General features: G+C 73.2%; 10 protein-coding genes. 5 read left to right on the forward strand and 5 right to left on the reverse strand.

What is annotated here, in order from left to right; all coding sequences use genetic code 11:
• Window positions 1-163 precede the first annotated feature (163 nt).
• Entirely contained in the window at window positions 164-1,129 is a 966-nt protein-coding gene (locus I6A81_RS17830; protein ID WP_307874730.1) for an NAD(P)H-binding protein, read from the reverse strand.
• A gap of 468 nt (window positions 1,130-1,597) precedes the next feature.
• On the reverse strand, window positions 1,598-2,614 hold the full coding sequence (locus tag I6A81_RS17835; RefSeq protein ID WP_203005384.1) for a 2-oxoglutarate and iron-dependent oxygenase domain-containing protein: 1,017 nt from the start codon (window positions 2,612-2,614) through the stop codon (window positions 1,598-1,600).
• Window positions 2,615-3,052: 438 nt separating this feature from the next.
• On the opposite strand from I6A81_RS17835, the gene I6A81_RS17840 reads away from it, so the two are divergent.
• Window positions 3,053-4,114: an alpha/beta hydrolase family protein gene (locus I6A81_RS17840; RefSeq protein ID WP_203005383.1), complete on the forward strand. Its 1,062-nt coding sequence runs from the start codon at window positions 3,053-3,055 to the stop codon at window positions 4,112-4,114.
• An 86-nt stretch (window positions 4,115-4,200) separates the two neighbouring features.
• Here I6A81_RS17840 and I6A81_RS17845 read toward each other — a convergent pair whose 3' ends face one another.
• A complete protein-coding gene (locus I6A81_RS17845) occupies window positions 4,201-4,599 on the reverse strand; it encodes an ArsR/SmtB family transcription factor (RefSeq protein WP_203005382.1) in 399 nt (132 codons plus the stop codon).
• Between the two features lie 100 nt (window positions 4,600-4,699).
• Between I6A81_RS17845 and I6A81_RS17850 the strand changes: the two genes are divergently transcribed.
• The 3 genes from I6A81_RS17850 (at window position 4,700) to I6A81_RS17860 (ending at window position 8,985) form a co-directional block, all read left to right on the forward strand.
• Complete coding sequence (locus I6A81_RS17850) at window positions 4,700-6,736, forward strand: heavy metal translocating P-type ATPase (RefSeq protein WP_203005381.1); 2,037 nt, start codon at window positions 4,700-4,702, stop codon at window positions 6,734-6,736.
• A gap of 43 nt (window positions 6,737-6,779) precedes the next feature.
• A complete protein-coding gene (locus I6A81_RS17855) occupies window positions 6,780-7,403 on the forward strand; it encodes a DJ-1/PfpI family protein (protein WP_203005380.1) in 624 nt (207 codons plus the stop codon).
• Window positions 7,404-7,500: 97 nt separating this feature from the next.
• Complete coding sequence (locus I6A81_RS17860; RefSeq protein WP_203005379.1) at window positions 7,501-8,985, forward strand: toll/interleukin-1 receptor domain-containing protein; 1,485 nt, start codon at window positions 7,501-7,503, stop codon at window positions 8,983-8,985.
• A gap of 153 nt (window positions 8,986-9,138) precedes the next feature.
• Here I6A81_RS17860 and I6A81_RS17865 read toward each other — a convergent pair whose 3' ends face one another.
• Together I6A81_RS17865 and I6A81_RS17870 are read right to left on the reverse strand one after the other, a co-directional pair.
• Window positions 9,139-9,906, reverse strand: a complete 768-nt coding sequence (locus tag I6A81_RS17865) for a ThuA domain-containing protein (protein ID WP_203005378.1) — start codon at window positions 9,904-9,906, stop codon at window positions 9,139-9,141.
• Window positions 9,907-10,361: 455 nt separating this feature from the next.
• Complete coding sequence (locus I6A81_RS17870; protein WP_203005377.1) at window positions 10,362-10,889, reverse strand: NUDIX domain-containing protein; 528 nt, start codon at window positions 10,887-10,889, stop codon at window positions 10,362-10,364.
• A 433-nt stretch (window positions 10,890-11,322) separates the two neighbouring features.
• On the opposite strand from I6A81_RS17870, the gene I6A81_RS17875 reads away from it, so the two are divergent.
• Complete coding sequence (locus I6A81_RS17875) at window positions 11,323-12,342, forward strand: patatin-like phospholipase family protein (RefSeq protein WP_203010239.1); 1,020 nt, start codon at window positions 11,323-11,325, stop codon at window positions 12,340-12,342.
• Window positions 12,343-12,596 lie beyond the last annotated feature (254 nt).

The raw sequence follows: 12,596 nt of genomic DNA on the forward strand, positions 1-12,596 counted from the left end.
GAGCAGTCGCGCGCTCTTGGATGGTGCCGCGTTCAGCGACATTCGCCCGTACCAGAACGACAGCCGAAAGATCAGTCAGACGTTCCGCGTCGCGGGCGACGCGCTGCGTCCGACTGGCCTCGGTTTCGCGGGGGCGGGCGGCAGGGAAACGTTCGCGGAGGTGTCACCGGCCGGGGCCGGGGGTGGCGCCGACCGGCCGGCGACCGGCGACCGGGGTGAAGGCGGCCCGGTGTTCGGCCACGAACGCCTCGATCGTCTGCGCGGGCAGGCCGGTGACCTGCTCGACCGTCCGGGTCAGCCGGTCGAACCTGTTCTCGCGGTGCATCCGCGCGAGGGTGAGCAGGTGCTGCTGGGCGAACGGCGGGAGCCCGGCGGCGGGCAGGATCTCGCGGGACCACCAGTCGGGGGCGACGTCCACGTAGGACACGGTCCGGCCCAGCGCGCGCGAGTACTCCTCGGCCACCGCGCTCATGTCCTGCGCTCGAGGGCCGGTGAGCTCGTAGACGTGCTCCCGGTGCGCCTCCGGGTCGGCGAGGAGCGCCGCGACGACCCGGGCGACGTCCCGGGCCGCCACCGGTGAGGTGCGGCCGGCGCCGAAGGGGAGGCTCAGGGTCCCGTCCCGGCGGATGGAGTGCGCCGCGAGGGACAGGAAGAGCGGGTTCTCGCAGAAGGCCGTCGGGCGGACGTGGGCCACCGGCAGGCCGGACCAGTCGAGCACCTGTTCGGACAGCCAGTGCAGCCGCTGCTGGTGGGACTCCCGCGTGCGCAGCGGGTTCATCTGGGACACCGTGAGCTGTGACATCGCCACCAGCCGCTCCAGGCCACCGGTGGCGCGGGCGACCGTGGCGACGGTCGCCGCCGCCTCCAGGTAGTCGGGCGAGACGCTCATGGCGAAGTACATCCGGCGGCACCCGTCCAGCGCCCGGGCGACGTCGTCGGGCCGGGTGAGGTCACCGACGACGACCGGCACACCCAGCCCTCGCAGCGCGGCCGCCCGCTCGTCGTCCCGGTGCGCCATCGCGCGTACCGGCACCGACCGGGCCACCAGCAGTTCGACCACCATGCGGCCGACCCCGCCGAGGCCGCCCGCCGCTCCGGTCACCAGCACGGGGCCCGCGTCAGGACTCACGTCATCACCCGCCCCCTCGCCCGCGGACGTCCAGCCGTCTCCGCCGGCGCGCGGGCTTCTGGGCATCGCTGCCCGCCCGCCATCGGCGGAAACCACACCACCGAAGACCAGGAGGCACCGGCGAGGCCGGCAGGCGCGGAATCACCCGACTCACCCGAATCACGGGAGAATGCCGCGCGCAGGAGCCGAAGCAAATCATCACGGAATCGCCGCGATCCGGCGGGATTGGATCAAAATGCCCCGTCGGCGGCGCCCCGGGAGGGGCCGGCCCTCAGGCCGGCGCCGCGCTCGTGTCAGCGGCTCGCCCAGTACCGCCGCCACCGGTCAGCCCACGGTCCTGACCGCCGGCGTAACCGGTGATCGGGGCCCGCGGTCGCGGCCCGGCCGATTCCACGACCTCCGGCGGGCGGAAATCACGATCGGGTCGAGCCCCATAGCCGCGCCAAAGCCGCGCGGCTCGGCGCTCGTTCATGGGACCAGGAGCGACAGCCGGTCCTCCTCGACGATCCGCCGCGTGGTGATGCGTTCGGGGTAGGAGCGCATGAACATGCTGGTGAAGTGTCGTCCGTAGTGGATGTGGTCGCCGTCTCCCCCGCCGGACAGCGGGCGGACGCGGGCCTGGAAGTTCGGCTCGTGGAAGTAGGCCAGGGCGAAACGCTCTCGGGTGTTGAGTATCACCTTGTGCGGAGTGGAGAGCAGGAATCCGTCGGTGATCAGCTGGAGCATGTCGCCCGGAAAGACCGTGAACACGCTCGGCACCGGCTTCACGTACGTCCACGGATCCTCGTTCTCGTACCTGCCCGCCATGCTTTGGCCGGGCAGCCAGTTCCTGCTCCGGCGCTCGCCGTGGACCGGCGGGCGTATGTAGAGCCCGCCCACGTCGTCCTGCGCGGCGATCACCAGCAGCCCGTAGTCGGTGTGCGCCCCGATGCCCCTGCTCGTGTGCTCCGACCGGGCCGGGAAGCGGAGCACGCGCATGTGGTGCCAGCCGTCCTTCGTCAGGTCCGTCAGCGCGTCGATGCCCACGCCCAGGCCGAGCGCCGTCAGCTTCAGCAGCTTCTCGCCGACGGTTCCCAGCTCCGCCATGAAGGCCAGCATCGCGCGGCGGTATTCGCCGTCCGGCCAGGGAGCCGGGCCGTGACATGGCCGCCGCGCCAGCACCCGGGGGTCGTCCAACGGGACGTCCGGGCAGACGGTGAAGATCTCCGAATAGTCCGATTCGCCGGCCGTCTGCTCCTCTCCCGACGCTATGTATCCGCTGTAGGTCAGGTCGCTGACGCATCCGCGTTTGAACTCGGCCGGCATGCCGAAGAAGCGCCTGCTGGACTCGATCGCGTCCTTCGTCTTCAGGTCCTGTGTCGGGTCGGTGGCGACCTGGAGGATTCCGTCGGTCCGCCACGCCTGGATCAACTCGTCGGCCAACTTGATGTTCGAGCCTCCGCCGTCGACGAAGTCGGGGAGCTGGAAGGTCCGGAGGTCGGCCATCTCGGTCTCCTTCTGGAATTTGCGCGTCGATCCCACGGCACAATGGCGACGGTCTCACCCGACTTGTACCAGAGGCGAATGCGCGACAGAACCGAAAGCGCGCCAGAGCCGCCGTGAACGGGGTTCCTTGACGGGCGCCGTACGCCCCAGATACCTGGTCCGGCCATGTGACGGGGCCGGCCAACTTCACTGTCACTTTGGTGGGGTCAGATGTTCTCCGCGTACGGGCGGAACCTTCGCGGCCGGGTGCTCGCCGCCGTCGCGACGGCCGCGCCGCGCCCTCGTGGCGCGTCGTCGGGTGGCTTCGCGGGCGCGCTCCTGGCCCGCGTCCGGCCCGGTCGCTACCGTGGGGCGGTGATCCGCCGGCGGTGATCCGCCGGCGGGGCTCGACCGCCGCGCGGAAGGCGGACGGGCTGGGATCCGGCGGGGGGCATCTGCATGGCCAGGCCACTGAGGCGGGTCTCACCGGCGTCGGCGGTGGCCTGCGCCGTCGCGCTGGGGCTCGTTCTGATCACCTCGTGCTCGGACGAGCCGGCGCGGCCGACGGTGGCCGCCTCGGCCACTGCGGCGCCCGCGGCGCCCGCGGCGGCCTCCCACGGGTGCCTGCCGGCGGATGATCCGGCCGCCTCGACGCGGGGCGGCTACGGCGTCGGCCAGACCCAGGTCACGTTCGTCGACGACAGCCGTCCGACGGACGCCGTGCCCGACCGCGGCCTGGCCGGCAGGCCGGACCGCGCGATCCCGGTCGTCGTGAGCTACCCGGTCACCCCGGCGGCCGGCGCCGCCCCGGACGCCCCGCCCGTCGCGGGCGCGCAGCCCGCCCCGGGCCAGTTCCCGCTGGTCGTGCTGTCCCACGGAGTGACCGCGGACGGGACCGTCGCGGCGAACGTGATCGCGGCGCCGCTCGTCCGCCACGGCTACGTCGTGGCCACCCCGACCTTCCCGCTGTCCAGTGGCCCCGGCGGGACGATCCTCGACCTGCCGAACCAGCCGGCCGACGTCAGCTTCGTCATCACCTCGCTCGGCGCCTGGAGCACGGCCAAGGGGGCGCCGCTGGCCGGTCACCTCGAGCCGAGCTGCGTGGCGATCACCGGCCACTCGCTCGGCGCCGCGACCACACTCGCAGCCGCCTACCTGTCATGCTGCCGGGATTCCCGGGTCAAGGCCGTGGTGTCGATGGCGGGGACGCTCGCGCCGTTCAACGGAACCTTCGCCGACAACCCGCCGATCCCGCTGCTGATCCTGCACGGCGACCAGGACCAGACCGTGCCGCCGGCCAAGAGCGACGAGATGTTCACGACCCTGCGCGGGCCGCGCTACTACCTCACCCTGCACGGCGCCGGCCATTCGACGATGTTCTTCGACCAGGCGGGCCAGACCGTCGACCACGCGGTGGCCGCGTTCCTCGACGCCTACCTCAAGGGCGACTTCACCGCGCTGCGCGCGCTGCCGGACGACGTCCGCCGCTCCGGGCTCGCGACCTACCAGGCGGCCAGCTGACGCAGGGCGCGCCGGTGAGCGCAATCCCGCTCACCGCGCGGGAAGATCCGGAAATCGAGTCACTCCCGCGCGGCCGTGGTCAACGATCAGACGAGTTCCTGGTCCGAGGCCGCGGCGGCCGCCGCGGGGCTGGGCTCGTCGCGCAGGTCGAGGCCGAGATGTTCGACGTGGTAGAGGGCCTGGTCGAGGAGCTCGGCGACGTGGCTGTCGTACAGGGAGTACACGACGGATCGGCCCTGGCGGGTGCCGGTCACGAGGCCGAGGTTGCGCAGCAGGCGAAGCTGGTGGGAGCAGGCGGACTGCTCCAGGCCGACCTCGGCCGCGAGCTCCGTGGCGGGCAGCGGACCGTCGCGTAGCCGCGCGAGGATCAGCAGCCGGGACGGCGTGGCCAACGCCTGCAGCGTGGTGGCGACCTTCGCCGCGGTGGCCGCGTCGAGGCGTGCCCGCGGGGCGCCCCGGGTCGGCGGCGCGGCTCCATGACCCACCAGGCCAGCCTAGCCCGTCCAAATAGATGAACAAATGTTCATGTGAACATGCTAGCGTTGGTGCTCGCCTCGTTCCTCACCCGCGGAGGGCTCGCCGCCTATGTCGTCCACGCTGGCCACTCCCCGCCCGGCGCCCACGGCCGATCTCGCGCGGCCCGCGAGCTCCGCCGGAGGCTGGCGGCTGGCCGTCCTGGCGGAGGGCCGCTGGGCGACCGCCGCGGTGGCGCTGTTCCTGCTGGCGCTGCCGCTCCACCTGCTCGGGGCACCGGGCTGGGTGTGGGGGCCGCTGTACGCGGCCGTCTACGTGGCCGGCGGGTGGCGACCAGGCCTCGACGGCCTGGTCGCCCTGCGCGACAGGACGCTGGATGTCGACCTGCTCATGGTCCTGGCCGCGCTCGGCGCGGCGGCGATCGGACAGGTGCTGGACGGGGCGCTGCTGATCGTGATCTTCGCGACGTCCGGGGCGTTGGAGGCGATCGCCACCGCCCGGACCGCCGACTCGGTGCGCCGCCTGCTCGACCTGGCGCCCACCACCGCCAGCCGGCTGGCCGACGACGGCACCGAGGAGACGGTCCCCACCGAGCGGCTGCGGGTGGGTGACCTCCTGCTGGTACGCCCCGGGGAGCGCGTCGGCGCCGACGGCCGGGTAGTGGGCGGCGTGAGCGAGGTGGACCAGGCCACGATCACCGGCGAGCCGCTGCCGGTGGCGAAGGAGACCGGTGACGAGGTGTTCGCCGGCACCCTCAACGGCACCGGCGCGCTGCGGGTACGAGTCGCGCGGGACCCGGCGGACTCGGTGATCGCCCGGATCGTGGCCATGGTCGAGGAGGCGTCGGGCACCAAGGCGCCGACGCAGCTGTTCATCGAGAAGATCGAGCGGCGCTACAGCGTCGGCATGGTCGCGGCGACGGCGGCGCTGTTCACCCTCCCGCTGCTGCTCGGCGCGGACCTGCGCCCGACGCTGCTGCGCGCCATGACCTTCATGATCGTCGCTTCGCCCTGCGCGGTCGTGCTGGCGACCATGCCCGCGCTGCTGTCCACGATCGCCAACGCCGGCCGCCACGGCGTCCTGATCAAGTCAGCCGTCGTCCTGGAACGCCTGGCGGAGGTCGACATGGTCGCGCTGGACAAGACCGGCACCCTCACCGACGGCTCCCCCACCGTGACCGACGTCTGGCCGTCGCCGGGCAGCGGCCTCACCCCGGACGCCCTGCTCACGCTGGCGGCGGCGGCGGAGTACCCCAGCGAGCACCCGCTCGCCCGCGCCGTCGTGGCCGCCGCGCGCGACCGCGGCCTGCGGGTCCCATCGGCGCGGCGCTTCGCCGCCCTCCCCGGCACCGGGGTGACCGCCACCGTCGGGGGGCGCGCGGTCGCGGTCGGCAGCCCCGCCCGGCCGCCGGCGGGCCGGCCGGAGCCGGCCGCCACGGCGCTGGCCGCCCGGCTGGAAGAGGACGGGCGCACCGCCGTCCTGGTCGCCGTCGACGGCCGCGCGGCGGGGGTGCTGGGCATCGCCGACCAGCCGCGCCCGGACGCCGCCGCCATGGTCGAGGCGCTCGCCGGCCTGACCGGCGCCGCGCCCATCCTGATCACCGGGGACAACCCGCGCACCGCCGCCCACCTCGCCGATCGGGTCGGCATCGTCGACGTCCGCGCCGGCCTGCTGCCCACCGACAAGGTCACCGTCGTCAGGGACCTCGAGCGGTCGGGCCACAAGGTGCTCGTCGTCGGCGACGGCGTCAACGACGCGCCGGCGCTCGCCGCCGCCCACCTCGGCGTCGCGATGGGCGGGGTCGGCTCCGACCTCGCCCTGCGCAGCGCCGACGCCGTGGTCGTCCGCGACGAGCTGGCGTCGATCCCCACGGTCATCGCCCTCGCGCGGCGCGCCCGGCGCGTGGTGACGCAGAACCTGGCCGTCTCGGCGGCGTTCATCGCCGGCCTCGTGGCCTGGGACCTGGCGGGCACGTTGCCGCTGCCCCTGGGCGTCGCCGGCCACGAGGGCTCGACGGTGCTGGTCGGCCTCAACGGGCTGCGGCTGCTGACGGACGGCGCCTGGCGCCGAGCCGGAGGCGATCAGGCCGCGCCCGCCGGCGCGCCGCCACCGTCTCGAAAGACGGCGCCGGGGTCCGTTACGGTCTGAGTACCGGTGCCGGCCACAGCGGGGACAGGGCAGGGGGACGGGTATGGGCGCGCAGGTCGCCGTGGTGACGTTCGACGGGTTCAACGAGCTGGACAGCTTCATCGCCGCCGCGATCATCAACCGCTGCCGTCCCGACGGTCTGACGGCCTACCTCACCACCCCGACGCCGGTCGTCACCTCGATGAACGGTGTCGAGGTCACCGGCCAGCGCCCCCTCGGGTTCGCCGCGCAGGCCGACGTCGTGCTGGTCGGAAGCGGCATCAGGACGCGGGACGTCGTCCAGGACGACCGCCTGCTCGGAGCGCTTCCGCTGGACCCCGCCCGGCAGCTGATCGGTTCGCAGTGCTCCGGCGCGCTGGTGCTGGCGCGCCTCGGCCTGCTGGCGGCGGTCCCGGCCTGCACGGACGCCACCAGCCGCCCATGGGTCGAGGCCAGCGGCGTCGAGGTGCTGGACCGGCCGTTCCACGCGGTCGGGAACATCGCGACGGCCGGCGGCTGCCTGGCGTCGCAGTACCTCGCCGCCTGGGTGATCAGCCGAACGCTCGGCGAGGCCGCGGCCCGTGCCGCGATCGACTACGTGGCGCCGGTCGGCGAGAAACAGGACACGGTGGACCGGGTGCTCTCCGTCCTGCGGGCGGGCGACCAGCAACTCGCGGCCAGGCCGTAGGGCACCGCCGACCCAGGGGGCGGCATTTCTCCTCCGAGGGTTTCCCGTTCCGCCGGTGGCCGGTAAAGCCCCGGCCGGTGGATGGAAAATATGGGCCATGTCGGGGGACGCCGATGCCGCGGCGCGGCTGGACTTCTTCGTCTCCTCCACCCGCGCCGACCAGGCGTGGGCGGAGTGGGTGGCGTGGTGGCTGGAGGACGCCGGCTACCGGGTGCTGTGCCAGCCGTGGGACTTCGTCCCCGGGTCGAACTGGCGGGTCAAGATGCAGGAGGGGATCACCCGGGCATCCCGGACGATCGCGGTGCTGTCCACCACCTATCTCACGTCCGTGTATGGGCAGGAGGAATGGCAGGCCGCGCAGGCGGCGGACCCGCGAGGGCTGGAGCGCAAGCTGCTCCCGGTCCGCGTCGAGGACTGCGACCGTCCCGGTCTGCTCGGCTCCGTGATCTCGATCGACCTGTTCGGTCTGTCCGCCGAGACGGCTCGGCTCCATCTGCTGCGTCATGTCCGCGCCGCGCTGGATGGCCGGATGAAGCCGGCCTCCGCCCCGGCTTTCCCAGCCACGCCGGGTCCACGTTCGCCGGCTCGGGAACCATCCTTCCCCGGTCACCCGGCCCCGCCGTCCGTACCCAGGCGCGGACCGGTCGCCGGCCTCCTCCCGGGTCACACGGGCGAGGTGGGGTCGGTGGCGTTCGCGCCGGGCGGGCACATCCTGGCGACCGGTGGCGTCGACATGACGGTCCGGATGTGGGAAGTCACCGACCCGCCCGCTCTGCGCCCCGCCGGCCAGCCCGTCGCCGGCCACACCGACCGGGTGAGGTCGGTCGTGTTCGCCCCGGACGGGCGCGTCATGGCGACCTCCAGCGCCGACGGCACGATCCGCCTGTGGGACGTCACCGACCCGGCCAGGCCCCACCTCAGCGGCCGGCCCCTCACCGGCCACACCCCTTGGGCGTGGTCGATGGCGTTCGCGCCGGGCGATCGGATCCTGGCCACCGTCGACGACCGCAGAGCGCGGTTGTGGGATGTGACGCGTCCTGCCCGGCCCCGCCTGCTCGCGAACTGGTCGACCGGCCACGCGGACTGGGTACGGTCGGTGGCGTTCGCGCCGGACGGTCGGACCCTGGCCACCAGCAGCACCGACGGGACCGTGCGCCTGTGGGACGTCACCGACCCGGCCACGCACCGGCCGATCGGTGATCCCCTGACCGGCCACGGCCGCGAGATACGACAGGTGGCGTTCGCGCCGGACGGACGCACGCTGGCCACCGCCGGCGCCGACACGGCGGTGTGGCTGTGGGACCTGACCGATCGGGCAGCGCCCTGCCCGATCGGCGAGCCGCTCGCCGGCCACACCGCCTCGGTGCGCTCGGTCGCGTTCGCGCCGGACGGACGGACGCTGGCCACCGGCAGCACCGACGCGACCGTGCGCCTGTGGGACGTCGCCGACCCGGCAGCGCCCAGACCGCGCGGAACCCTCACGGGCCATACCGACAGGGTGAAGGCGGTCGCGTTCGCGCCGGGTGGGAATCTCCTGGCCACGGGCAGCAGCGACGCGACGGCGCGGCTGTGGGTCATCTGAAGCCGGACGCCGGCGAGGCTCGGAAATCCGACGCGGCGGCACCGTCCGCTTCGCCCGCTTCGCCGGCGGCGGACGTCCCAGCGGGCGCCGGTAACCGCGCCCCCAGCCGTTCACCCACCTGACGGGCGGTTCAGAACCAGCCGGCGGCGGACCTCAGGTCGTTTCCCGTTCGAACCAGCCTTCCGGAGAGCGCAAAGACGATTCAAGGGTTGCCTGAGCACCGCTGGGAGCGCACCACTGGACCGCGTTCGCGAGCACCAGCTGGACCTCGGGATGATGGTAGACGGGATGGGTCTCGTGGCCAGGGCTGAAGTAGAAGACCTTTCCCTGACCGCGGGTCCAGCACATACCGCTACGGAAGACCTCCCCGCCCGAGAAGTTACTGATGAACAGAAGGGAATCCGGGGCCGGTACGTTGAAAGGCTCCCCGTACATCTCGTGGGCGGGAAGGACGATGGGCCCAGATATCCCCCGCAGAATCGGGTGCCCGGGCATGATCGGCCAGAGGATCTCCCTGTCGTTTCCCTCGCGCCAGCGCAGGTGACAGTTCGTGCCCATCAGCCGACGGAAGATCTTCGACAGGTGGCCGCTGTGCAGCACGATCAAGCCCATCCCCTGCTGCACGCGGCGCTGCAGCCGGTCCACGACCTCGTCCGCGATCACGTCGTGCGCGACGTGTCCCCACCACAGCAGGACATCGACCTCGGCGACGCGGGCCGAGCTCAACCCGTGGTCGGGCTCCTGCAGGGTCGCGGTCTCCACCAGCGCGCGTTCCCCGAGCAGCCGACGCAACGCGGCGGCGATCGTCTCGTGCATGGTCAGCGGATACGCCTGCCGTACTTCGTGATCCTCCTGGTCGTGCACGTTCTCGCCCCAGACCAGGACCCGCGGCGGACGTCGGGAACCATCCATTTCCAGCATGCCAGTTCCTCGTCTCAGATTCCTTGGCGCCGGTGCCTTGGCTCCGGTGCCGCTCTCGCGCTGGGCCAGGCGGCGCGGCGCCGCGTCGGCCATGGGCGGCGGGCCGTCGCCGGGGTCACCACACGATCCGCCGCCCCGGAGATCCGTGCCGTCAGCGCCGGGACAGCCGGTCCGGTCCGCCGCCCAGATCCACCCGGTCGAGCACTGACGGCCGCGCCCAGAACGTCCAGAAAAGCCGTAAAAGGATGCGGCATCCGAGCGTGACGACACCCAGGAGACCGGCCGCTGGCCGTAGCCCGCCGGCAGGGCGACTGGGCGGCCGGGCGTCGGCACATCGCCGGCCGCCCGCCCTGGCGGACGCGGGCCACCGGGACGCGGACCAGCTCGCTGGTCCACGGCGGTGGATCGCCTACGTCAGTGAATGGCCCAGGTCAGATGCCCGGGTCGCCGGCCGGTCAGGTGGCGGGGAGGGAGGCGCGCCCGGCCACCTGGGCGAAGTACGAGGCCATCGCGTCCGTGTGGGTCGGGAACACGAGCCGCCGCGGTTCCGTGACCACCAGCCACTCCGTTGCCTCCTCCGTGGCCGTCACCGGCGGCAACTCGGCCCAGGAACGCTCCGGAAGGAGGCCGAACACCAGCAGCACCCCGCCGTCGGTCCCGCTGTGGACGTCGAACAGGCGGACGTCGGCCGCGTCCGCGGTAATTCCCGTCTCCTCGCGCAGCTCCCGGACGGCGGCCTCCCGCCAGACCTCGCCGACCTCCATGAAGCCTCCGGGCAGCGACAGCTCACCGCGGCCGGGGTCGATGTCACGGCGCACCACCACCAGGCCGCGATCACCCTCGGGCATGGCGACGGGCAGCAGCGCCACCGCGACCGGAAGCGGATTGCGCCAGGTCGTTTCGCCACAGGCGTCGCATACCCGTGGCCACAGCGCCTCGGGCTGATAACCAGTACCGCAGTACGAGCAAAACGAATTCTGCATGAACCGTGACCATAATCGGTCCGCACCCGTTACCGCGACCACCTTCATCCGGTCCGTGGCAGCCGCGGTAACGATGACCGCCGTAACGGTGGCAGCGGCGGCCGGTGCCTGCTCGCGGCGAGCCCGCCCTCCTGACCAGGGCTCCGCGCGGGCCGCCGTCGCGTCGCCGGCGGCGAAGCTCGCGATCAGGCACGCCGACCAGCCAGCCAGGAATCGGAGATCGCCGAATCCGTACGCGGATCAGCGGGCGGGCCGGGCCGCCGCTGTCCCGCCGCCAGGCGTGTCCGATCGCTTCCTGTCGGCCATGTGGCATACGGCACGGTGGTGTCGCTGTTAATGAGATTGTCATAGTCTGACATCGGCTTTGGGCGGCGGTGTCCTCCAGGCGAGGCGACGGGGCCCTTCAGGCCGCTGAACATGCCCGGGAGGTCCGATGACCGAGCCGCTGCTTCCCTCTCAGTCGTCGCGTCCCTCGGTCCCGCCGCGGGCCGGTGCTCGCCTCGCGGCCGGCCCGCGGGCCGCCGACACCACGGACACGAAGGACGCCGGCGAGGGCTCCGCCGAAGGCGGGGTCGCGTTCGTCTTCCAGGGCGGGGGGAGCCTCGCCGCGGCCCAGATCGGGATGCTGCGGGCGCTGACCGAGGCGGGCGTCGTCCCGGATCTCGTCGTGGGTGCCTCGGCCGGCGCGCTCAACGCCGTCGCCTACGCCAGCGATCCCACCGCGGTGGGCATCGAACGGGTGGCCGACATCTGGGCCTCGTTGCGCCGCAAGGACGTGGCCCCGTTGTCCCTGCGTGGGCTGGTGGGTGGCCTGGTCGGCCGGCAGGACGGGCTGACCTCCAGCACCGGGCTGCGCCACCTGCTGGAAAGCGGGCTGGTGGTGCCCCGCCTGGAGCAGACGATCATCCCGGCGCACGTCGTCACCACCGACCTGGAGACCGGATGCCCGGTCGTGCTCTCGTCCGGGGACGCGGTCGAGGCCCTGCTGGCGACCTCCGCCTACCCGGGGGTCTTTCCGCCGGTCACCGTCGGGAGCCGGCGGCTGATCGACGGCGGGGTGAGTGCCGACACGCCGGTCCGGCAGGCCGAGAGCCTGGGCGCGACGACCACCTACGTGCTGCCCTCGGTCGGCCCGACCGTCGGCGGCGCGACCCCCGAACTCGTCCCACGCGGAGCGTTCGCGCTGGCGCTGCGCGCGGTCAACCAGATCCTCGGCAACGCCGCCAGGGCGGACATGTCCGTCGCCCGGGGGACGGTGTACCTGCTGCCCACGCCCAGCACGGCGACCGTCAACCCGTTCGACTTCCGCGGCACCCGGACCCTGATCGCCGCCGGCTACCGGCTCACCCGAGCCTGGCTTCGCGACCCGGTCCCGGTCCCGGCGCTGTCTCCGGCGCCGTCGCCGGCGCAGCGCCGGCCCCCGCTCGCGGCACCGGCTCCCGGACTGGCCTGACGGCCGCGCCCGCCGCCGCGCGGACCGGCGGCGGCGGGCTTCTCCGACGCCTCGGCGCCGCGTCCCGGGGACGAACGCCGCCGGATGCGGCTCCTGGTGCCGGCCCCGCGAAGGTTCGCCCTGTCTCTGTCTCGACGCCGGACATGATCGCCGTTTGTGCCCTGGGGAGGTCGTGGACGGCGGTTTCCAGGGGTGCTCGCAACACCTGGTGGTCTATGTGGCTGCTAGTAGATCACGGAGGCGTTCGGCGGGGG

This window comes from Frankia nepalensis (assembly GCF_016786325.1).
Lineage (GTDB): Bacteria > Actinomycetota > Actinomycetes > Frankiales > Frankiaceae > Pseudofrankia > Pseudofrankia nepalensis.

Coding starts and splice junctions, on each gene's coding strand:
- I6A81_RS17835 (WP_203005384.1), bottom strand. CDS start 2,614: ATGGCCGACCTCCGGACCTTCCAGCTCCCCGACTTCGTCGACGGCGGA.
- I6A81_RS17840 (WP_203005383.1), top strand. CDS start 3,053: ATGGCCAGGCCACTGAGGCGGGTCTCACCGGCGTCGGCGGTGGCCTGC.
- I6A81_RS17850 (WP_203005381.1), top strand. CDS start 4,700: ATGTCGTCCACGCTGGCCACTCCCCGCCCGGCGCCCACGGCCGATCTC.
- I6A81_RS17855 (WP_203005380.1), top strand. CDS start 6,780: ATGGGCGCGCAGGTCGCCGTGGTGACGTTCGACGGGTTCAACGAGCTG.
- I6A81_RS17860 (WP_203005379.1), top strand. CDS start 7,501: ATGTCGGGGGACGCCGATGCCGCGGCGCGGCTGGACTTCTTCGTCTCC.
- I6A81_RS17865 (WP_203005378.1), bottom strand. CDS start 9,906: ATGCTGGAAATGGATGGTTCCCGACGTCCGCCGCGGGTCCTGGTCTGG.
- I6A81_RS17870 (WP_203005377.1), bottom strand. CDS start 10,889: ATGCAGAATTCGTTTTGCTCGTACTGCGGTACTGGTTATCAGCCCGAG.
- I6A81_RS17875 (WP_203010239.1), top strand. CDS start 11,323: ATGACCGAGCCGCTGCTTCCCTCTCAGTCGTCGCGTCCCTCGGTCCCG.